This is a genomic window from Clostridium sp. CS1-1 (assembly GCF_056135525.1).
Window position 1 is genome coordinate 3,324,241 of the sequence record NZ_CM148680.1, and the last position, 22,006, is coordinate 3,346,246.

Consider the following 22,006-nt stretch of genomic DNA (forward strand, 5'->3'; position numbering starts at 1 on the left):
TTATAAATAATACACTAAGGTTTGACAATCGAAACAGGTTAAAGATTTTACTTGTCAATTTCACTTAAAATTCTATTATGAAACTCTCTACTTTTTTGATAGAATATTATTATATAAATGCCTTGGCTTATGATCAAATATTTATACAGGAGGTTACTTAAATGTTAGGAACTATAATAAACTTTACTGCTATAATAGCAGGAAGTTTAATAGGCATGTTGCTTAAAAATGGGGTGCCTGAAAAAATTAGTGCTACTATTATGCAAGGACTTGGTCTTTGCGTAGTATTTATAGGAGTTTCCGGTGCTGTAAAAGGCTCTAATATTCTTTTAATTATCATATCTATAGTAGTAGGTGGCTTAATCGGCGAATTAATTGATTTGGACAACTTATTACAAAAACTTGGTGACAAGATTGAAAGTAAATTTAAAGGAAAGGGCGTAAAGGTTTCCGAAGGCTTTGTGACTTCTAGTTTACTCTTTTGCGTAGGTTCTATGGCTATAGTTGGAGCTCTTCAAAGTGGTCTTGAAGGAAATCATAAAATACTATATGCAAAATCTATGCTAGATGGCGTTAGTTCAATAATTTTTGCTTCTTCACTTGGTATTGGAGTAATGCTATCATCTATTTCAGTTTTAATCTATCAAGGTGCTATAACAATTGCAGCATCATTACTAAAAGGAGTCTTAGTTCAATCTGTTATTGTAGATATGACAGCTGTTGGGAGCATTCTAATCATGGGATTAGGTTTCAATATTTTAAATATGACTAAGATAAAAGCAGCTAATTTATTACCAGCTGTTTTCATACCAATTATTTATCAAATTATATTAAATATTATAAATTAAACTTTTTAATATAATTAAACCCAATAAGTATTTTGTACCTATACATATAGGCAGATTTAATCAGACATTGCTTTGTCTACTTAAATCTGCCTATGTAAACATTTATCCGATAACTACCCGACCTAATACCCCCACCTTAAGAAAAGTGATTCACACAAAATCAAAGATTTTGATTCTCTATTTGCACGTTGTGAAAGCGTTGGTAAAGGGCGGACACGTTCTTGAATAACGATTTCTAAGTATCAAAGACACTAAGAACTCTGTTTAATAATCTAACTCTTGAGATAAATCATTAAATTTACTTATGTAGTCTAAAAACATGCCCTCTACTAAAGCCTTTCTTTCATGAATTAGGTTATTAAGGTAGTCTTTATTTAATCGTCTGTTAATTTTTCTATCTTTTATAACTACTTTTTGAAAATTATTGTTATTTTTTCCCAAAGTAATTTCATATATAGAATACCCTGCCAGCGCTCCAATGAGTCCCATAATCATAGCATCTAATATTCCTCGTTTAATTATTGCTCCACAAGCAATGCCTGCCAAAATCCCAAGCGTGACAATAATACTTTTAGCATGTTTATTTTCTCTTATCTCATTTTCATCTAAAGCAATCATCTCTTCTTTAATGTAAACTTCTTCTTCATTTATAATTAAAGATGATATTTCTATATCTCTAACTCTATCTTGTAATTCAACAGCCTTTTTAATCGCTTCGCTTCCATGAGTTTTATTCATAAGTTCTTCTTTAATATGGCTTATAGCATTAAATTTAAGTATCTTTTTATAATCCATTAAGTTCGTATATTCTTCATCGAGCAGCTCGTTTATTTCTTTTATGTTACTACATTCTTTTAGTCCTTCTATTAACTCATTATATAACTTATCTGTAAAATTATATAATTCGCTTTTAATACTAGTAAAATTCATATTCCCCCCAAACCCTTTCTACGAAATATAATATATAATTGTCTATAGTTATATATAGCTAAGTTTACCATAAAATATCTATCAATACATCCATTTTTGTTCCATTGATATAAATATTTTAACGATTCTGCTCTCAGTTACTGTTTTAGAATTTACTTAATCCTTATTTTAAATGTAATTCACATTTATGCAATACAAAAATCAGGCCGCTTAACAATAACCTGTAAAGCGGCTCAACACAAAATAAGTTCAAGTTTAAAATGATATAATTATATTCTAGTTATCTCCATCTAAAAGGTTGCCAAACATACCTAGCACGCTGCCTTCTCCCTTACTTGCACCCATTCCACCAGGTGCTGATGCAAATATTTTTCCAGCTAATCTGCTAAAAGGTAATGACTGAATCCAAACCGTTCCAGGTCCAGTTACAGTGGCGAAGAAGGCACCTTCTCCTCCAAAAAACATATTTTTAACTCCACCTACATATTGAATATCATAGTCTACATTCTTAGTCATTGCTACAAGACATCCTGTATCCACTTTTAAGACTTCTCCTGGTATTAACTCTTTCTTTAATATGGCTCCACAAGCATGTATAAACGCCATTCCATCTCCTTCTAGTTTTTCAAGTATAAATCCTTCTCCACCAAAAAAGCCTACACTTAGCTTTTTCCTAAAATCAATACCTACAGAAACCCCTCTAGCTGCACATAAAAAAGCATCTTTTTGACAAATTAGCTTTCCCCCAAGCTCACTTAAATCCATAGGAAGTATTTTTCCCGGATATGGTGCAGCAAAAGTCGCCTGACCTTTACCATATCCTGCATTTGTAAAGGCAGTCATAAATAAACTTTCCCCTGTGAGCATTCTTTTCCCAGCTCCAAAAAGCTTATTCATTATTCCTCCGCCATTGCTTCCCTGAGATCCATCTCCAAATATTGTTTCCATTTGGATATTTGTTGTCATTGTCATCATTGCACCAGCTTCTGCCACTACTGTCTCATTTGGATCTAGTTCTATTTCTACGAACTGTATGTCATCTCCGTAAATCTTATAATCTATCATATGAGAATTCATTATATCATTTCCTTTCTTAACATAAACTTCTTAATCAAAAGTATATCATATTTATAATTTGCATATTCAGATTGATGAATTAAATTTATGTTAATTTTATAAACAATTAAAAATCCAACAACTAAATTAAGCTTTTTAGATATAAACAGAGTTCTAAGTGTATTTGACACTTAGAACTCGTTATCCAGAGACATAGCCGCTCTTTACCCCCACTTTCACAGAGTACGTGGAGGTATTAGAGCGGGTAATCATCGGATAAACTAAAAAAGATAGGTGTGGCCAACACCTATCTTTCCCTGCAGGGAATGCAAAAGAACCTAAAATCATTGCCACTACAACCCGTATAAATCACTCATATTAATTTGGATTTCCCGGACCAAATTAATATTCTACAACTCATACAGATCTTTGCTCGACTACCCAACATATCAAAGAAGCAATCTAACCCTGATTCTAATATAACGCCTCTATATTTTAATGTTACAACCCTAATAACATTAGAACATTAACAACACCCTGAGCAATCTTAGCTCGACCATTAAAGCTACTTCTGTCATTCAAATTTTTCAAGCAACCGTAATAATCTTCTCGCCAGCACATATAAAACCCTTAAGAATCCCATATATACTTTTGTTCGAATGGTTAAAAGCCCTAAGCGGACCTCGAATCACTCTTCGCTTAACAATTTCAAATCCCTCTACATAGCTTATGTTAACCACTTTATAATTTTATATTCATTTTTTTAAAATTTTGAATTATCTTTTCTTTAAAAATTCTAATAATTAGTATAAGGATATATCGTGTATATCAATATTGATATATATCAGTATTGATAATAATACATTATATGATATATAATGTACTTGTAGATAGGAGGTATATAATGGTTAAAATTGCACTAGTTACAGATAGTACATCTGATTTAGACAAAGAAACGATCAATAAATATGATATAAAGGTACTTCCTCTGAGAATTGTATATAAAGACAGAGAATATATAGATAGAGTAAATATAACACCAATGGAAGTTTACAATAGTTTAGATAAGGAAATTCCTCACACTTCTTTACCATCTATGCAAGATATTGAAACCTTATTTTTAAGTTTGGAAAAAGAAGGGTATACGCATGTTATTTGTGTTTCAATTTCTTCCGGTTTATCTGGTACCTATAATACGTTAAAACTTGTAAGTGAAAATCACCCTAAACTTACAATAGAAGTTTTTGACTCTAAAGCTCTTACACTAGGCGCTGGAGCTATTATAATAAAATGTGCTGAACTTTTAGATGAAGGAAAAACTTATGAACAAGTGGTTGAGCTTCTTCCAAAAATAAAGGAAAATATATCAGTTTTTTACGTAGTAGATACATTAAAGTACCTTATTAAAGGTGGCAGAATTGGAAAAGTTTCAGGTACAGTAGGTGAACTTTTAAATATAAAGCCCATTATATCTATAGATTCTGATGGTGTATATTATACCCATTCAAAAGTTAGAGGAAAGAAAAAAGCAGTTAATAAATTAGTTGAAATAACTGAAGAGATTATATCAGCCACTAGAAGCAGAATATGGGTGATGCATGGCGCAGCAGAAGAAGAGGCTAAAAAGGTTTTAGAAGGCTTTAAAAATAATCCAAATATTACTTATCTAGGATTTGGCGATATAAGTCCTGTTGCTGGAGTTCATACTGGGCCTGGACTTCTGGGAATTGTTACAATGAAAGAATTATAAGCTTAGTCAAAATAACTAAGGGTCAGATAAACAGATTTCTAAGTGTCAAAGATACTAATAGCTCTGTTTATCTGACCTTTAATTATTTTTATTAGGCTACATTGTCGTTAATAAAAGTATATTCAACGAAATTACTATAGCAGCAATTATCCAAAGCACTATTTTTGAACGAGTGCTGTTTGCATACTTTCCCATAACCTTTTTGGAAGATGTCAAATGTATTTGAAGAATTATAGTTAAAGGCAGTTGCATACTTAAAAGCATTTGAGATATAACAAGACCTTTAAATGGATCACTAATGAAAAACACAATAATTAGTGCCGTTAAAATGGTAATAAGTACTCCCATTCCCGTATGTCTATCATGTATGTCATAGGGCTCCTTATACATTCCTGCAAATATGCTTCCTCCTGCCATTCCTGCTGTTATGCTTGAGGAAATACCTGAGAAAAGTAGTGCTAAGGCAAATATTATTGAAGCAGCATTGCCAAGTATAGGAGTAAGCATTGACTGAGCTTGACTTAACTCAGTTACACTTACCTTGCTTGAAAAAAATGTAGCAGCAGCTACTAATATCATTGCACTATTTATAGCCCACCCAATTATCATTGATAGTAGTGTATCAACAAATTCATATTTAAGCTGATGTTTTATAACCTCTTCATTTTCCAAATTCCACTGTCTGCTTTGTATTATTTCTGAGTGTAAGTATAAATTATGAGGCATAACAACTGCACCAAGTACACTCATTATTATAGGTATTGACCCGCCAGGAAAAGAAGGTGTAACCCATCCAACTGCTGCACTTTTCCAATCTATATTTACCATGGCTAACTCAATTATAAAAGATAATCCAATTAATGATACAAAACCTATAATCCATTTTTCTAATTTTTTATAAGAATTTGTAAAAATCATAAATATCACTAAAAAAACTACTAATAATGCTCCTAGTTTTAACGGAATTTTAAATAACATATTAAGTGCAATGGCTCCTCCTAGAACCTCCGCTAAGGCTGTTGATATCGCAGCTAACGTAGCCGTCCATAATAAAAATTTAGAAAGTACTGGATGTAAAAATATTGAAGTAGATTCTGATAAACAGTATCCAGTTGTAATTCCTAAATGAGCAGCATTATGTTGCAGCACAATAAGCATTAAGGTTGATAGCGTAACCATCCATAGAAGCTTATATCCATAGTCAGATCCTGCGGCAATATTTGAAGCCCAGTTACCAGGATCGATAAATCCCACAGTTACGAGAAATCCTGGACCTATATATTTAAAAAAATCTAAAGCCATAAACTCTTGCTTTTTCTTATGCTGAAAAAATTTTTTTATAATCATTGTTTTCACCTCCGAAAATTCAGACTATATAATATAATATTATATTATATGTTTGCCATAATTATTTTAAGAAATATCAAATATTATATAAAATTCTTAAACAAAAATCAAGATTAAATAATAAATTTTATTACTTAACTTTATCCTAAAGATATAAATTTCTTACTAGTAACAACTATAAAATCAATTAAAAATCTCTATATAATAATTATATAATTTATTTAATAATGAAATATGTAATATAACATCTTTAAATGTTGTTAATAAATTTTAAATTCTTATTTTATAAATAATTTTTCCCAAATAATACTTGAAAATTTATATGATTAGTTCTTATAATAAGGTATATGATGTATAATTATAGCAAAATTTTATAGCTAAAATCTTAAGGAGAAGTTTTATGAGTTTTTTTAAAGAGTTTTTTTTAAAAGAGTCCACCAAAAGAGTATTATTTTTTATTGTAATAATATTATGTTTTTATGTATTTAGATCATTAATTGACTTGTTCTTACTTACATTTTTATTTACTTATCTTATGAATAGCCTTCAGCACTTAATAGTAAGGCAACTAAAGAAGATTACTCCTGTTAAAGAAAAGCTTATTACAATGGTTTTATATACTCTTTTATTTACCTCCATTGTATTATTAATAGTTAAATATATACCTGTATTTATAGTCCAGAGCAAGTTTATAATAAATCAGATTGCAGATTTTGATTTTAGTACAGATTCGGATGCAGATATAATTCAAAGGTATATAATGAGCATGTTTGATCAAATAGATCTGCAAAGCTATTTAAAATCAGGACTTAATTTTACTCTTCAATTGGCCACAAATATAGGCAAATGGAGCATAAACGCTTTTATTGCCATTATGTTAAGCTTATTTTTTATGTTAGAGAAGAAAAAAATTATATCCTTCTTAGAAAAATTTAAAACTAGTAAGATATCTGGAGTATATACATACTTTTCATATTTTGGGAACAACTTTTTAAATTCATTTGGAAAGGTTATACAAGCACAAATTGTAATTGCATTTGTAAATACTATTATATCTATTATTATGCTATATATTCTTAAATTCCCTCAGTTAATTACATTAGGATTCATGATATTTATATTTAGCCTAGTACCTGTGGCCGGAGTTATAGTTTCTCTTATTCCACTTACATTGATTGCCTTTAAAATAGGTGGTTTAACTAAAGTTATTTATGTTCTGATAATGATAGCTATAATACATGCTTTTGAAAGTTATGTTTTAAACCCAAAACTTATGTCTGCTAAAACTGAGCTCCCTATTTTTTTTACTTTTGTAATACTAATAGCTTCGGAACACTTTATGGGAATATGGGGATTGCTTATAGGAATTCCTCTAGTTATGTTTATATTAGATTTGCTTGATGTTAAGCTTCACTGATAAAACAAATAAGGCTTCAGGTCAAATTTTACCTGAAGCCTTTCTCATTTCAAATACTTTTGAAATTATATGATTATATTATATTAAAACTTATGCTATTAAATCATTTCTTATCTTCAACTGCTATAATAGTAATATTCTTTAAATTACTATCGTAAGTTAAATCATATATTTTATTATTTTCCACATTTCTTACTTTTGGACGAATTGAACATTCTTCGTTATTCTCAATTACTATAACCTGTTCTCCATTACTTAATCTTAGGATTGATCCTAATGGATATGGCGCTACTCTTTTAAGGAATATTTTAACCAGTTTTGGATCAAAAATTTGACCATTATTCGCCATAATATATTCAATTGCATCTGAGGGTATATAAGCTTTTCTATTTACCTTTTCTGTTGTTAAGTTGTCATACACATTGCAAATGCTTATTATTCTCCCAAACTGTGATATATCCTCACCCTTTTTGCCATCAGGATATCCTTTCCCATCAAAACGTTCATGATGCTGTAAAATTCCTACGTATGTTGTTACTGGTACATTATAATACTGTTTTATATACCTATATCCCATTTCTGTATGACTTTCTACCAAAGCCCTTTCTTCACCAGTAAGCTCTTCTGTTTTGGTTAAAATGGCCTTTGATATAAAAACCTTTCCAATATCATGAAGTAGAGCTGATGCCGTAAGCTTCTCCATTTTTGTCTTATCTAGATTTAGTGCAATACCAAGTACAGTAGATAAAACAGCTACATTTACAGAATGACTATAAATACAATCATCAAATGTTTTAATATCTATCATATTTACCATTACATTTTTATTAGCTAAAATCTCTAGGATGATGCTTTTAGCTAGGTATTCAACGGCAGCAACTGTTTTATTAATATTACTATGATTATTATATATTTCTTTCATAGATTTTATAGCATGAATTCTTAACTCGTCAGAAATAACATTTTTTATTTGTATATCATGAGATATTGTATCCTCGATATATACTCCATTAACTCCTACCTTTACTAAACCTTTAATATATTCATCTGTTAATAATACATCTTTTGCTAGCAATACTACTCCATCACTAGAATAAATATTTTTGCCAATCTTCATCCCTTCATGTAAACAAAAGGTTGGAACATATCTCACATTCCTTCTCCCCTTCCACTAATTAAAAATGCTAATATTATATATTATCGTCATCTTGTTAGTTATCTTTATTCAAATTAAAATTTAAGTCTAATAATAAAAGAAAAAAACACATCGCTGAGTCTCCTATATTTAGATACAATAAAAAAAGAAGTATGAAGATTAGGTCCTTCTTCTTACCTCTCTTTTAAATTAAATTTCTATTCTATTATCTGTATTTCTCTGAAAATCTCCTGACTTCCCACCGCTCTTTTTTACAAGCATTATATTTGAAATAATCATTTCTTTATCTACAGCTTTGCACATATCATAAATTGTAAGGGCAGCTAGGGAAACTGCTGTAAGTGCTTCCATCTCCACTCCTGTTTTTCCAACTACTTTTGTTTTCGCCTCTATATCAATTTTAGCATTTTCAAAATCAAGTTTGAAATTAACATCACATCCTGAAATTCCAATAGGATGGCACATAGGAATAATATTTGGTGTACTTTTAGCTCCCATTATTCCTCCAACCTGTGCTACAGAAAGAACATCTCCTTTTTTTATTCCTCCATCCTTTATTTTTTGTAGTGTTTCTAATTTCATATGTATGGCTCCTACCGCAATTGCCTCTCTTATTGTATTCTCTTTTTCACTTACATCGACCATTTTCGCTCTTCCTTGTTCATTTATATGAGTAAATTCCATTCATTATTCCTCCTGTCAAATATGTTAATACTATTTACCCGATGCCTACCCGCTCTAATATCCCATCTGATTCAAGTTTCATTTTATCATTTATCTCATCTCTATATTTATAGTATTAACATTACTAACCTTACTTTGTTGCACACTCGGATGCCTTTCCTATCAATATATCTATACCATGCGGTAGTGCCGAAAGTATTACTCTCAAATTTTCTACTGCTCCTTTTGGACTACCTGGCAAATTCACAATCAAGGTTTCATTTCTTATTCCAGCAATAGCTCTTGAAAGCATAGCCTTAGGAGTTATTTTTAACGATTCACTTCTCATAACCTCTCCGATTCCTGGAACATACTTTTCTATTACTTTCATTGTTGCTTCAGGTGTTACATCTCTTTTAGAGAAGCCGGTTCCACCATTTGTCAAAACTAGATCTACATTTAACTCATCAGCAAGGTGTATAAGCTCTTTAGCAATAACATCTAATTCATCTGGTATAATTTTATAATAATCTATGCTATAGATTTCTGGATTTAACTCATTTCTTAAAGCAGGACCTGTCCCATCTTCTCTTTCACCTCTAGAACCTTTATCACTAATTGTTAAAATCGCTGTTCTTATCATTGTTATCCCTCACCTCTAAATATAATTAGCACATAATTACATATTTTTACAACATCATATACCTATAATAATCTTATTTTAAAGTTTTTGCAACAACATAATTTATACAAGTATCTTGATTAATGTCACAGTTTATCCGATAACTACATAATTATAACACTCTTATATTCTTACATTAATATTCCACAATATTATTATAATGTTATACTATGATGAAATATAGGTTTAAACTGAAGTTATAAACTCTGATTATATTATAGAGTAAAATTAGAAATAGTGCTATAATTTTTACTTGAAGTACTATCCAAATAAATCTTACTGGGGGGGATTTTTATGCAATATAGAAAATTCGGAAATTCTGATTTCAAGACATCTGCATTAGGCTTTGGCTGTATGAGATTACCCGTATTAGAAGGAGATAACTCAAAAATAGATGAAAATGAATCTATTAAACTTATAAGGCATGCTATAGATAATGGTCTAACCTATGTAGATACAGCCTATCCCTATCATAGTGGTAACAGTGAAATAATTGTTGGAAGGGCTCTACAAGATGGCTATAGAGAAAAAATACAGCTTGCTACTAAAATGCCAGTTTGGCTAATAGAGAAATATGAAGACTTTGATATGTATTTAAACGAACAACTTTCAAAACTTCAAACTAACTATGTTGATTTTTACCTTCTTCACGCTTTAGATAGATCACGCATAGATAAAATGGAGAAATTAGGTGTTTTTGATTTTTTAGAAAAGGCAGTAAAAGATGGAAGGATAAAGCATGTTGGTTTTTCCTTCCATGATAAACTAGATACATTTAAGCATATTGTAAATTTATATTCTTGGGACTTTTGTCAAATACAGTATAATTACTTAGATGAAGCTTATCAGGCTGGAAAAGAAGGACTTGAGTATGCTGCTTCCAAAGGCTTAGCTGTAGTTATAATGGAGCCTTTAAGGGGAGGAACCTTAGCAAAGACTCCACCAAAGGAAATACAAGAACTTTTTAAAACTGGAGATAAAAACAGAAGTTCAGTTGACTGGGCATTAAGTTGGATTTGGAATCATCCTGAAGTTTCCGTAGTACTAAGTGGAATGAATTCTATTGAACAAATAGAGGAAAATATGAAAATTGCAGAAAAGGTATTTCCTAATTCCTTCACAGAAAAAGAAATAGAAATTATGAATAAAGTAAAGATCAAATTCAAAGAATTAATGAAGATCGGATGTACAAGCTGTGGTGTACAAGCTTAAATCCTTTCATTAAAATATTAAACGTATTAGTTAACCGTACTGGAGCTCATAAGCTCCTTTATTTATACTTAACAAAAGTATCTCCAAATATTATTATATATCTATTTTTGTAGATTTATCTGTCTTTTTCTTTTCAGCATTCGTTTTAGCCTTTCGTCTTAATCCTCTTAAACATTCTACTGATTTTTTGTATTACCTGTTAGTTTTGAAGAACTATTGAAAAATGTGTCCAAGTTGTTTTTAAGTGAATATAATTTGTTTATATGAGTAATTTCAAGGATTTTTTACACTTGTTATAGGACAAGTAGTGTGTAAAGTCGAACGTGTGGACATACCTTCCGCGGTCAAATGGCGGTCATTTTAAACTTTCGGAAGGTCTGTAATAAATCTAGCATACTGATTACCATAGTTAATAACATTTAAGCTAGTATGAGGCTTTAGATTTAGTCCCTCCTCTACTGTAAATGGTGATATTTCCTCTTTTAGTAGTTCTAAATTCTCCTTCTCTGTACCTGCTATCATTACATAACTAACACCAGATGATTTTAGAGCTATTAATAATTCTCTCATTTGTTTTAGGTAGTGGCAGGTCATGATTAATCCTAACCTATGTCTCCTAAATTCTGTAACATGGTTACTAAGAAATCTAGCTGTGGTAGGTACTTGATGGACCTCATCAAAAATCACGTTACATAGTCTCGCATCTTTATTATTCTGCCTCATTTGCACCATTAACCAAATCCTACTAATATAGAAAGTAGTTAGTATGTCCCTTACCATTATACTTGGAAATAGATACTGGGGAATTTCTATAAATATACTTTTACCATCTTCAATATATTTGGTTAGGTTCTGATCCTCATCTATATCTGCTTTTAGCATAGCTTTTAAATAAGGGTTTTTCTGTAGTAAAGTTATTCTATTTAATATACCAATTACTAAATCTTCTCTGGTACCTATTATCTTATCCTTGCTATCTCTTTTGTGAAGTTCATTTAAGTCAAAGAATATATCATCATCCTCATCAAAGCATTTTGAATATTTAGCATATCTTATAGCTTCATTCCTTTTGTCCCATCTTCTTAATATTTCAAATACATCTGATATCTTGGCCATAGGCTTAATAAATGTTACCATACAGGCACTATGCAGATATCTTAGCATAGGTGCTGTTAGCTCCCCTGTGCTGGCATCTGTTACAGCATTTATTAGATATTCTACCTGTTCTGATAACAAATTAGCTAACCTTACTCTATCCCATGTATCCATATCCTCTGTAATTAATCTAGTAACCTCATTATATGCTAATGCAGGAATATACTCTTTTTCCCCTAATCTTATTACTACTTTTTCCCCATCTGGTATAACCTCTGCTACCTCTCTTGCAGTTTCACATGCCTCTATAAAATCAATTACTATATTAGAGTACCCGGCTTTATGACAATCCTTAACTGTTCTTTTTAACGCTGTTGTTTTACCTGCGTTTTGTGGACCTACAAATAATTTAGCAAGTGCCATAACATTTATGTTTTGGCACCATGTAGTCAACAACCGTTGACCCTTTAAACCTGAAAAACCTATTCTTACAGGACCGCTCATTAATTCTTTAGGTATATCTACCTCTCTAGTATCTATGTTTTGTATCTTATATTCATTTTGCAAGTCTCTTTGTGGTAATTGAATTAATTTAGCTACTTCTCTATCGCTCATTACACATTTATTACTTGTAGATACATCAAATTTCATAACCTGTTTAAATACTATTTCCTGTTCACTTTTACTTAAAGGGTGCATTACTAACTCGTTGTCTAATGATATATCCTTATAGCTATTAGCAACCGAAATCATATTCAACTTTGATCTATTTAAATCGTTACTCTCAGACAATATAGTTATTTTAACTTTAAAGGCTTCAGAACTCATTTTATAGGTTGTTGGTGGTTGCAATCCTGTAAATTTCAAATCCTCTTTAATTCTTTCTAAGCTATCTAACTTCAGTTCAAATTTAGGAATTTCTTCTTCCTTTTTATCTGGTATTACTATTCCAAATACACTTTCAAACAGTAGTATCTTATACTCAATAAATAACTGAAGCGCAGACTCTGCACTTGAGAAGCCTAACTTCATTAGCTTTTCCTTTGTACTCATCTCATTGTTTCTCACTTTACCTTTTTGATACATTTTAAATTCGTCTTTGGCAACACTTATCCAGTTAGTTCTTCTAGTAGGCTCCACTGCTATATTCACTCTGATTTGTTCATCATCTTTTAGCATTCTCAATATCCCCATCATATTTGTTAGAGGGAATAAATCCTTTTTACTTGTAGATAAACTTTTAAAGCTATAATCTTTTAATACAACCTCACACAGTTCTGTTTTCTCTTCTTCAAATTTAAGAATACTAGAGGATGATGTTTTGCTTATCTCTGATTTATTCCAGGCAGTTTTCATTTTCCCCTCTATTAATTCAGTGTAATTATCATTTACAGTTAAGTAAAAATTAGCTTGATTTTTCTTAAATACTATATCAAAATAAGCCTGTCGTGGAGTGGTATAGCTCCCCTTTAATATCTTCGTCCTTTGTCTTGGGGTCAAATACATAGAAGATAGAGAATGAGCTATTATGTCATTATTTGAATTATCTATAGAGTAATCTGGTATGATCTTATATGTTACCATGTCCTCAGGTACTATATTTATAAAAGGTAACAGGGATTTTTCACCCTGTTTAACCCTACTACTTACTAATTGCATCCACTTAACACCATCCTTGCTATTGTATATATAATTATTGATAGACTAGTTACTTTTGTACCTAACTTTCTATTTCCAAACATCATTATAAATACCCCAACTATAGCCACTGCTACAAATAAATCATCATACTGCAGGACAATATACACAACACCTTTTATGACCTTTAATAAAACTATACTCACACCATTTAATGCTTTGTCTATCGCTGCATCACACACCTTATTCACTTTATCAGCTATCATTCCGTCTAATTTACTAATCCAATTTACCATTACCCTACCCCCTAAAAATGTATCCCCCTTATAATTTTAAAGATATACGGTATCCACTGAATTCCTATGAATCCACCTATAGCCCCTTTTATTGTTTTCATTCCCTCATTCTCCTCACCGGCCATAATCTTCATGAATCCTTTCACCATAAAGCCATATGCTACAGGCTCAGCAAGATCTTTAAGTACATCTATTAATGGTTGCAAGCTATCTGTAACTGAGCCAGCGTGGACTATTCCGCCATTTAGTCCTTCTATAATAACGAAAGCGACTGTTCCTGTTTTAATTAGTGCCTCAGTTACATCTATGTCAAAACTCTCCACTTTGCCATTAGCCTTTACTCTAAACCCAACTATTTGCATAAATAACCCCCCTAATCATTTTTATAACTATCTAATATTTTCTTTATTTGCTTGTGGCTTAATATTAAACCGATTAAAATTCCAAGGGATAACTTTGTAAAGAAACTCATTTTTACCCTCCAAATATTAATAATTTGTTAACTTATCTTTAAAAGTAGCAACTTTTCTAAGGTACCCGCATAAGCTGTAGTAAAGCGTTACTTACAGCGACTTAGTATAACTATACCCTGTGTATAAAACCATAGATTATGGGCAAAATACTACTATAAACATATGAGGAGTTGGTAATATGCCATGGATTATAGCAGGTGTAATTTTATATATATGGTCACAATCTTAACCAGCTTAAAAGTGCTGGTTTTCTTTTTTTCTATATCTTTCATCAAATCCAACTAGTCTCATAAGTTCTGAGCCTTCCTTTGTTATCATTCTCCAGCGTTCATGTTTTCCGCACTCATTTATAAACTCTGTTAGCTCTGCAGTAGTCCAACCTATAAAATCACCGTCATAAACATTAATTATTTCACCTTTACAATGCTTCATCTATAATTCCCCCTAATTTTAAATTAGCATTTTGTCCTTACCAAACGGTGTAGCTCCAGGAAGAGCTCTGACTAGTTTGAATTGCTTATATTACAGAAGTGATTTCTAGGTTTAATTTTCTTTTTTGCTTTTCTCTATATATTCTAGGTAATACTCTATTGCATCTTTTATAAAATCTGATTTTTCTTCCATGTTATTCACCGTTGTATATAGTTTCATATCTCTTGATGTTTGTTTGAAACTTACTGTTATTCTTATCAACCCTTTCAACTCCTTTTCGTTCTCTTTAATAATAATATATGCAGCACTTGTGTAAATGTTTCCTATTTTGAACTAAAATATTTTATTTTGAACTATGCAGAAAAAATAAGAGGACATTATTCCCCTAGGTAAATAATGTCCTCCATCTTTATATTCAATTTTAAACTAATTTTATATAAAACTTCTAATGTTGGTTGCTCTTTATTATTTTCGTATTTATTATATTGTACACGTCTTATTTCTAGGAATTCCGCAAAATCTTTTTGTGTTTTATATCCTCTCTGAAGCCTTATCTCCAATAGTCTATTCTTCACCCCCATGTAAACCACCTCTATCTTTAGTTTATGTATATATTCTATAGAGTGTTTATAATTTCCTTTTTAATACAAAGAAAAAAGCCTCAAAAGGCTTAATTCTATAAATATCGGATTACTTATTTATCTTTTTAATTTTGAGGAGCTAAATCAACTTGATTTAATGACATTATTTCAACTATATCTCCATTTTCTAAGTTTATAGTTACCTGTTTTACCCCTTCATTACCTAAAATTTCATTTACTTTAGGCATTCCGCTTTTACTATAAACTATAAAATTTCCTGCCCCATTTGCTGGAGTTGCTACGTATCTTCCGCTACCAATATCTTCTCCTACAACCCATCTACCGCTATAAAATGATGCTGCTTTATGTTCCTTAGTAAATGCTGTTGTAACAGGCTCAAAATGAGTTTTATTTATACCTGCCAATTGTACTTGTTCATCTTTTACAAGCTTAACTCTTACTTTTGAAACACCCATATCATTTGCGCTTCCCAAAATTTCATTTACATTTAAATCTTGTTGTTTCGCGTTTTGAATTATAAAATTACCTTGGCCCTCTACTGGAGTGACATCATATAACCCTTCCTCTACATCTTTACCAACTGTAAATGTACCCGCCCCTAAATCTGTTGCTTTACCTTGCACTTGCCTTTGTTTAACTTCTGATTTAGCTGTATCTGTATTAGCTGAAGTTTTTGCACTTGAAGCACTATCATTTTTACTATTAGTAGACTGATCCTTGCCTCCACTCATAGCTGAACCAATACCACCTATAATAACTAATCCAAGAATTATAGTTATTATTTTATGTTTCATAAAAAAGTTTCTCTGATCTTTTCCACAATGAATACACTTATTTACTCCTTTTGCAATCTCTCTACCACACGCTTTACAATTTGTCATTTTATTCATTTAGTTTATCCCCCTAGGTATATAAATTTCAAATCCATTATACCAAACTTATGCACATTTTGTAAATACATGTAAAATGAGTACAACATATCCACAATTGTATAACTTATGAATAGCATGTCTATACTGTAAATAAGGAAGGTGATGATTTTGGAAGAAACTTTTGAAATACCTGTAAAGATAAAGATTACAAGTGAAAATAAAACTATGATAAAGAATTTAATTAAGGGTTTGGAAGCCGCTAATGCAATAGATGAAAATACTGCTAACCTTGTCATTGTTTCTGCTGAATGTATGGACTTAATTTAAAAGGAGTGATGGTCCTTGGAATTAGATATAATAAAAGTAATGTGTTACGGGTTTGGAAGTGCAATTATAATGTTATTTATATACATGACAGTACTGGCCGGGTTTTTTGTAAAGCATATAGTTGATGAGAATAAGGAAGAGAGTTTTTAATAATAGGTGCTAATTAATTTTAGTGTCTATTATTTTTATGTATCTAAGTTAATGGTACAATCTATATAGTAATTATATTAGAATTAAGTAGGTGGAATGATGAAAAACTGTAAAGAATGTATCTATGAAAAATGTTTAATGCGTACTGATAAAGAGTTTGGAATTTGTCCGGTGGAAGTTGCGAAAAGAAATTATGAGAAATTAAGAGAAGGTGCTAAATGATATTGTAACAAGGTGAAGGCCTGCATCAATTTGATACAAGCTTTTTGCTATAATAAAATTCTATTAAAAGTAAGGGATTTATAGCTTATGCATTTTTAGAGTTATTATACTATGTACTTATTAATGTGATTATATTTTACTTATGTGGTTATAGTCTGTTATGTATCTTGTGAGATACTTCCTTTACAAAACCTATATATAGCCTTCATTTATGGGGGAGATTGCTTTACTCGGACTAGAGAGGCTAGTATTAAATTGCTAGGCCCTATCTAGTTGCTCCCTGTATAGTGCTCATAAATAAATCTGTTCAATACCTAGCTTATTTTTACTATTTTATCTGAATTTAATCATGAATTGTCTTAAGTTAAGCAATTCAATTTTTCCTAAGTAGTTTTATTTGCTTTTTTATTAAATCTAATACAAGCGACATATTTATACAAAATAACTTATTGATTTTGGAATAAAATTCCATAAAGTGTTGACATTGTCATATATTCATGTTACTATAAGTTTAATAAAGTATCTGATGTTTTGAAGGGGGTTGTAAACAATGTGGGCACCATTCTGTGATGTTTATTCACCAAATGCTGAAGAAAATAATGAAAATGTTTCTAATAAAGAGAACGAGGTTAAATGTGAAGAATAATAAATAGAATCACCTATGATAGATTGAGTCATAGGTGATTTCTTTTACCTTCGTATACAGTCTTTTCTATATGTAGTCTCTCTTTTCGCTCTATCTTCTTTTGCCTGTTGCTCAACCTGTCTTTCCGACCACTTATTAAATAAATCAATTATATTAGTATAATATTGATCCTTTCCACTAAGGTTATTTTCGGCTATTTTAAAATACAGGAGTTTAATAGTTGATAAAAAAGTCTGATGTAGAGATTGATAAACTGTTTTCTCGTCAGCTATTCCACTATTAAAATTCATACAAAAATACTCCAATATATTTAAGGTATCCCATATGATTGAATTAAATTCAACCATATGCTTGTCTTTTAGCTGTGACTCTATATTATCCTTATCGAATATAATTTTTGCAAGCTCCCGCATGCTACTCATTTTTTTGTCTGTTTCATCCACTGCTATTTCTTCATATGCCGTTGAATTACCAAAAAATGTATTGCTAACATCTAATATCAAGTTGTATATATTTTCTTTGCTAAAAAATTCATTAGCCTTTTGTGGATTTATTATCTCTCCAGATTCTTTAAATATTGATATATCAATATTATTAATCTTTTCTTTTATTTTTTTTAATTTATCTTTTCCTAATAAATCCTCAAGCTCTTGAATATCAAAATACTTTAAATCAGTATATTTAATACCACTTATTAAATCTTCTATACCGCATTTTTTAAATACAATCGATATATACATTGCTTTACTTAGTATATTCTCATGATAAAATCTCGATAGTTCTATCGCTTTTTCTGTTTCAGCCTTATCATTCTTTACATTGTAATCCTTTTTAAACATAGCCGCCTGATACGCTACGAATATAAAAGACCCTATCCCTGCTATTTTATAGGCATTATCAATTAGATTATTGTAGTTTAAATTCATATTTCTTATTCCCCCTAAATATGCAACATTTAAACATTTTGAATCCGTCATAAAAACTTAATTATCCATATTTAATAATTTATTCATTTTTATTTTATCATAAAACCTCATACTTTGTCCATTTACAAACGAATTATTCAAAATATCTGCTTACTGTTATATATAATAGGCTTTTATTTATTTTTATTTTATAAACTTTACAAATTTTAAATTTTTACAATGTAGAAACTCCCTAGTAGTTAACCTAGGAATAAAATTACTGATCTGATAGTCCAGGAGTACTAGGGTCAATTATAATTCCTAGCATAGTAAGTAACCCTAATATCATATTCACCGTTTGGTCGTAGTCATCTGGTACAGTAAATAGATTAAATGTCTTTCCCATGAGCGCTACAAATGCAGCTACAGCCAACCAAAACGCTTTATTTTACAGTCTTTTTTTAATATCCATATAATCATCTCCTCTATTTTAATATATCTGCATTTACAACATATGCTGTAGTACCTTGTGTTTTAAGTTTATTAGCAAAATTGTCTGCATCTTGCTTATTAGAGAATGCTCCAGTAATAACTCTATAGGATTTACTTTCTACTACTGCAGCTGGAGTTTGTACTGCTTGAACTGTTATTCCAGCAACAATAGCATTAGCCATGCTTTCTGCATTAAAGCCCGCCATATCTGAAGAACTATCTACAAAACATTGCTCTACAAGTAAGGCTGGCATATTAGTATTTTGTAACACATATAAACGCCCACCATCTCTCCCTTGTACCTTAACACCTCTGTTTGTATACCCTAAAGCTGCTATATTATTTACTATTCTAGTTCCTATATCTCTGCTTCTTTCCGAACCAATCCATACCTCTGTACCATGTCCACCACCAGCATTTGCATGAATTGAAACATATAAGTCAGCCCCCCAATAATTAGCTTTATTAACCCTCTGTGCAAGTGAATCAACTACACTATTACAACTTATTGGTGTTACATTTAATACTTCATGTCCTAAAGCTGGAAGCTTTGATATAACTCTTTTACCTGTGTTCATATTCATGCTATTTTCATTTCCTACATCTACAGCTCCACTGTCTGGTGGACAATTATGTCCAATATCTATTGCTATTTTCATAGTTTATTCCCCCTTTACCTCTTTTTTATTTCCTTCTTTTAATTGCATTAGCATGTCCTTTAATTTATCTGGCACTGGTAATCCTAGAGCAGTACTATTCTCTATTATAGATATACCCTCATTTGCTATATAAAAATAACATATTAATGTACGAAATACCCATGTGCCAGTATTAGAGAGCCTGTCTAAGCTAACTGCAACTATAAGAACTACAAAGATAACTGCTTTTCTTGCTAATCCTTTGAAACCTACATCTGAACTTAATTCTTTGTTTACAGCACCTCTTAAGAGTCCTGTTATATAGTCCAAAATCATAAAAGATATTAGAACTGCCAGAGCTGTGTCCCAAGCTCCAAATAGCCATGTCAAATAAGTTCCCATTCCTGCTATTACTGTATTAAACATTTCTTTTTTATCCATTACCATACCTCCATAATGTAAATTAAAAAGAGAGCCGTAAGCTCCCTTTATTTAGTATATTTAGTTTTTGCGATAACCTCGCTATAGTTTTCTATTGTGAAGCAATTGCAGTTAATATTTCTGTCTTTTCTGCCTCAGTGAGTTTAATATATTCTTGAATTATATCTTCTGCTGTTCTATTTTCTTGAGTCATTCTTGCTTTTATTGCATTAACAAATATTGTTTTCTTCCAAGTTGGCATACTTTACACCCCCGTCATATTAGCCATTGCTATTTCTAAAGATGATACTCTATCTTGTAATTCATCTTTTTGTAAATCAAAATATTCATACCATATTTCTTTTGTCTTGGGGTTAATATATCTATAATAACCTTTATCTACTGGAACTATTGGTTCAGTAGGTTCGTTATCTATAAGTATATTTTGTGCAATGATGTCTTCACTTACCCCATTTACTTCATCATAAGGAAAGTTATGTGTGCCTATTACTCTTGCCTTTTCTTCTGTTTCTTTTTTTATATACAATAAAATCATTTCAACACGCTCCCTTTTCTAATTAATAATTTTAAAAGTGCTTACCCCATATAGCTTCCTCACCGTTTTACCTGTAGTATAGCCGTACGCCACATATACGTTACTGTTATTATCTACATTTACACCTTTTGCGTTACCTACCTCAGTATTGCTCCATATCTCTACACCTACAGTATCTAATTTTCTAACAGTTTTGCTATTAGCACCACCACTATATGTTACATAACTATTCCCATTACTATCTACAGCTATGCCCGTCGCGTTAACGATTTCGCTATTACTCCAAATTTCTATACCAGTTGTAGCATTTAATTTCCTAACGATTTTTCCACTTGTAGCTTTATACGCTACATATACACCACCTAAGTTATCCACATCTATAGCACATGTGCCATAAACATCGCCATTACTCCAAATTTCAATGCCATTAGTACCATTTAATTTTCTTACATATTTTGCAGAACCACCTTGATAACTATGTGCTACATACACATCTCCATTACTGTCTACAGCTATACCTTGCACATTATAACCGGAACTATCGCTATTACCCCAAATTTCAACGCCTGTAGTACCATTTAATTTTACGACTGTCTTGCCACTTGTAGTATTGTAACCCACCAGTACATTTCCGTCTTTATCAATAGCTATGGCGGAAGCATGGTCACCAATTGTATTACTCCAAATTTCAATACCAGTATTTCCATTTAGTTTTCTAACTGTTTTTAAAGTAGCTGATAAATTATAAGCCACATATACATCTCCGTTGTTGTCTACAGCTACAGCGAAAGCCTGTTGTGTATCCGAATTACTCCAAATTTCTACACCTGTGGCACTGAATTTCCTAACTGTTTTCCCACTTGCATTAGCATAAGTTGCGTATACATTGCCTAATTTGTCTACAGCTATACCCTGAGCCACCCCTATATCGCTATTACTCCACACTTCAGTGCCTTTTGAAGTGACTAACGATATATTATTATCATTAATATTGTCATTTATTTTATATTTAAGATTCGATATTGCAATAGCTAAATCTGTACCACTGGTGTTATTATTTACATTTCCACCTCTGCTATTAATAGCATTTATTATATCAGCTTTTGCATTTATACCTTCCATGTTTTGGAGTGATGTTATTATATCACTTAATTTTGCTGTACTATCTAAAGACATTTAAT

At 31.0% G+C, this 22,006-nt stretch carries 28 protein-coding genes; 7 read left to right on the forward strand and 21 right to left on the reverse strand.

Features of this window, described 5'->3' with window-relative positions; all coding sequences use genetic code 11:
- The first annotated feature begins 161 nt into the window (after positions 1-161).
- Complete coding sequence (locus AC0N0V_RS15470) at positions 162-848, forward strand: DUF554 domain-containing protein (RefSeq protein WP_474458963.1); 687 nt, start codon at positions 162-164, stop codon at positions 846-848.
- A gap of 264 nt (positions 849-1,112) precedes the next feature.
- Here AC0N0V_RS15470 and AC0N0V_RS15475 read toward each other — a convergent pair whose 3' ends face one another.
- The 3 genes from AC0N0V_RS15475 to AC0N0V_RS15485 all read right to left on the reverse strand — a co-directional run bounded on the left by AC0N0V_RS15475 (position 1,113) and on the right by AC0N0V_RS15485 (position 3,025).
- Complete coding sequence (locus tag AC0N0V_RS15475; RefSeq protein WP_474458965.1) at positions 1,113-1,778, reverse strand: glycine zipper family protein; 666 nt, start codon at positions 1,776-1,778, stop codon at positions 1,113-1,115.
- Positions 1,779-2,054: 276 nt separating this feature from the next.
- Positions 2,055-2,855: a TIGR00266 family protein gene (locus tag AC0N0V_RS15480; protein WP_474458967.1), complete on the reverse strand. Its 801-nt coding sequence runs from the start codon at positions 2,853-2,855 to the stop codon at positions 2,055-2,057.
- A complete protein-coding gene (locus AC0N0V_RS15485) occupies positions 2,855-3,025 on the reverse strand; it encodes a hypothetical protein (RefSeq protein WP_474458969.1) in 171 nt (56 codons plus the stop codon). The genes AC0N0V_RS15480 and AC0N0V_RS15485 overlap by 1 nt, the downstream gene beginning before the upstream one ends.
- Before the next feature lie 713 nt (positions 3,026-3,738).
- Between AC0N0V_RS15485 and AC0N0V_RS15490 the strand changes: the two genes are divergently transcribed.
- On the forward strand, positions 3,739-4,584 hold the full coding sequence (locus tag AC0N0V_RS15490; protein ID WP_474458971.1) for a DegV family protein: 846 nt from the start codon (positions 3,739-3,741) through the stop codon (positions 4,582-4,584).
- A gap of 96 nt (positions 4,585-4,680) precedes the next feature.
- Here AC0N0V_RS15490 and AC0N0V_RS15495 read toward each other — a convergent pair whose 3' ends face one another.
- Positions 4,681-5,931 (reverse strand): Nramp family divalent metal transporter, encoded by a 1,251-nt coding sequence (locus AC0N0V_RS15495; protein ID WP_474458973.1) that lies wholly within the window; start codon positions 5,929-5,931, stop codon positions 4,681-4,683.
- 400 nt (positions 5,932-6,331) lie between these two features.
- On the opposite strand from AC0N0V_RS15495, the gene AC0N0V_RS15500 reads away from it, so the two are divergent.
- Positions 6,332-7,348, forward strand: a complete 1,017-nt coding sequence (locus AC0N0V_RS15500; RefSeq protein WP_474458975.1) for an AI-2E family transporter — start codon at positions 6,332-6,334, stop codon at positions 7,346-7,348.
- 103 nt (positions 7,349-7,451) lie between these two features.
- Here the strand turns inward: AC0N0V_RS15500 and AC0N0V_RS15505 are convergent, their stop codons facing one another.
- The 3 genes from AC0N0V_RS15505 to AC0N0V_RS15515 form a co-directional block, all read right to left on the reverse strand.
- Complete coding sequence (locus AC0N0V_RS15505) at positions 7,452-8,501, reverse strand: HD-GYP domain-containing protein (RefSeq protein ID WP_474458977.1); 1,050 nt, start codon at positions 8,499-8,501, stop codon at positions 7,452-7,454.
- Between the two features lie 192 nt (positions 8,502-8,693).
- Positions 8,694-9,188 carry a cyclic pyranopterin monophosphate synthase MoaC gene (gene moaC, locus AC0N0V_RS15510; RefSeq protein ID WP_474458979.1) on the reverse strand — a complete coding sequence of 165 codons (495 nt, stop codon included), beginning with the start codon at positions 9,186-9,188 and terminating at the stop codon, positions 8,694-8,696.
- Between the two features lie 130 nt (positions 9,189-9,318).
- Positions 9,319-9,810, reverse strand: a complete 492-nt coding sequence (locus tag AC0N0V_RS15515) for a MogA/MoaB family molybdenum cofactor biosynthesis protein (RefSeq protein WP_474458981.1) — start codon at positions 9,808-9,810, stop codon at positions 9,319-9,321.
- Between the two features lie 333 nt (positions 9,811-10,143).
- Between AC0N0V_RS15515 and AC0N0V_RS15520 the strand changes: the two genes are divergently transcribed.
- Positions 10,144-11,061 carry an aldo/keto reductase gene (locus AC0N0V_RS15520; protein WP_474458983.1) on the forward strand — a complete coding sequence of 306 codons (918 nt, stop codon included), beginning with the start codon at positions 10,144-10,146 and terminating at the stop codon, positions 11,059-11,061.
- Between the two features lie 360 nt (positions 11,062-11,421).
- Here the strand turns inward: AC0N0V_RS15520 and AC0N0V_RS15525 are convergent, their stop codons facing one another.
- From AC0N0V_RS15525 to AC0N0V_RS15555, 7 genes are all read right to left on the reverse strand, one after another.
- Positions 11,422-13,815, reverse strand: a complete 2,394-nt coding sequence (locus AC0N0V_RS15525) for a hypothetical protein (protein ID WP_474458985.1) — start codon at positions 13,813-13,815, stop codon at positions 11,422-11,424.
- A complete protein-coding gene (locus AC0N0V_RS15530) occupies positions 13,806-14,090 on the reverse strand; it encodes a hypothetical protein (protein ID WP_474458987.1) in 285 nt (94 codons plus the stop codon). The genes AC0N0V_RS15525 and AC0N0V_RS15530 overlap by 10 nt, the downstream gene beginning before the upstream one ends.
- Positions 14,091-14,101: 11 nt before the next feature.
- Positions 14,102-14,452: a hypothetical protein gene (locus AC0N0V_RS15535; RefSeq protein ID WP_474458989.1), complete on the reverse strand. Its 351-nt coding sequence runs from the start codon at positions 14,450-14,452 to the stop codon at positions 14,102-14,104.
- A gap of 345 nt (positions 14,453-14,797) precedes the next feature.
- Positions 14,798-14,995: a hypothetical protein gene (locus AC0N0V_RS15540; RefSeq protein WP_474458990.1), complete on the reverse strand. Its 198-nt coding sequence runs from the start codon at positions 14,993-14,995 to the stop codon at positions 14,798-14,800.
- A gap of 111 nt (positions 14,996-15,106) precedes the next feature.
- On the reverse strand, positions 15,107-15,256 hold the full coding sequence (locus tag AC0N0V_RS15545; RefSeq protein ID WP_474458992.1) for a hypothetical protein: 150 nt from the start codon (positions 15,254-15,256) through the stop codon (positions 15,107-15,109).
- Positions 15,257-15,372: 116 nt separating this feature from the next.
- The gene (locus AC0N0V_RS15550) at positions 15,373-15,576 is read right to left on the reverse strand and encodes a helix-turn-helix transcriptional regulator (RefSeq protein WP_474458994.1); all 204 of its coding nucleotides are present in this window, start codon (positions 15,574-15,576) and stop codon (positions 15,373-15,375) included.
- Positions 15,577-15,701: 125 nt separating this feature from the next.
- Positions 15,702-16,487, reverse strand: coding sequence for a hypothetical protein (locus tag AC0N0V_RS15555; RefSeq protein ID WP_474458996.1), 786 nt, complete (start codon positions 16,485-16,487; stop codon positions 15,702-15,704).
- Between the two features lie 150 nt (positions 16,488-16,637).
- Here AC0N0V_RS15555 and AC0N0V_RS15560 point away from each other — a divergent pair, with 150 nt between their 5' ends.
- The 3 genes from AC0N0V_RS15560 (at position 16,638) to AC0N0V_RS15570 (ending at position 17,168) form a co-directional block, all read left to right on the forward strand.
- The gene (locus tag AC0N0V_RS15560; protein WP_474458998.1) at positions 16,638-16,796 is read left to right on the forward strand and encodes a hypothetical protein; all 159 of its coding nucleotides are present in this window, start codon (positions 16,638-16,640) and stop codon (positions 16,794-16,796) included.
- 15 nt (positions 16,797-16,811) lie between these two features.
- Positions 16,812-16,946: a hypothetical protein gene (locus tag AC0N0V_RS15565; protein ID WP_474459000.1), complete on the forward strand. Its 135-nt coding sequence runs from the start codon at positions 16,812-16,814 to the stop codon at positions 16,944-16,946.
- A gap of 96 nt (positions 16,947-17,042) precedes the next feature.
- Complete coding sequence (locus AC0N0V_RS15570; RefSeq protein WP_474459002.1) at positions 17,043-17,168, forward strand: hypothetical protein; 126 nt, start codon at positions 17,043-17,045, stop codon at positions 17,166-17,168.
- A 690-nt stretch (positions 17,169-17,858) separates the two neighbouring features.
- On the opposite strand, the gene AC0N0V_RS15575 is transcribed toward AC0N0V_RS15570, so the two are convergent.
- From AC0N0V_RS15575 to AC0N0V_RS15605, 7 genes are all read right to left on the reverse strand, one after another.
- A complete protein-coding gene (locus AC0N0V_RS15575; RefSeq protein ID WP_474459004.1) occupies positions 17,859-18,740 on the reverse strand; it encodes a hypothetical protein in 882 nt (293 codons plus the stop codon).
- A 256-nt stretch (positions 18,741-18,996) separates the two neighbouring features.
- Entirely contained in the window at positions 18,997-19,152 is a 156-nt protein-coding gene (locus AC0N0V_RS15580) for a phage holin (RefSeq protein ID WP_474459006.1), read from the reverse strand.
- Positions 19,153-19,204: 52 nt separating this feature from the next.
- On the reverse strand, positions 19,205-19,870 hold the full coding sequence (locus AC0N0V_RS15585) for an N-acetylmuramoyl-L-alanine amidase (RefSeq protein ID WP_474459008.1): 666 nt from the start codon (positions 19,868-19,870) through the stop codon (positions 19,205-19,207).
- Between the two features lie 3 nt (positions 19,871-19,873).
- Positions 19,874-20,290: a phage holin family protein gene (locus AC0N0V_RS15590; protein WP_474459010.1), complete on the reverse strand. Its 417-nt coding sequence runs from the start codon at positions 20,288-20,290 to the stop codon at positions 19,874-19,876.
- A 91-nt stretch (positions 20,291-20,381) separates the two neighbouring features.
- Positions 20,382-20,531 (reverse strand): hypothetical protein, encoded by a 150-nt coding sequence (locus AC0N0V_RS15595; protein ID WP_474459012.1) that lies wholly within the window; start codon positions 20,529-20,531, stop codon positions 20,382-20,384.
- Positions 20,532-20,534: 3 nt separating this feature from the next.
- Positions 20,535-20,825 (reverse strand): hypothetical protein, encoded by a 291-nt coding sequence (locus AC0N0V_RS15600; RefSeq protein ID WP_474459014.1) that lies wholly within the window; start codon positions 20,823-20,825, stop codon positions 20,535-20,537.
- Positions 20,826-20,843: 18 nt separating this feature from the next.
- Positions 20,844-22,001 carry an SBBP repeat-containing protein gene (locus tag AC0N0V_RS15605; RefSeq protein WP_474459016.1) on the reverse strand — a complete coding sequence of 386 codons (1,158 nt, stop codon included), beginning with the start codon at positions 21,999-22,001 and terminating at the stop codon, positions 20,844-20,846.
- Between the last annotated feature and the right edge of the window lie 5 nt (positions 22,002-22,006).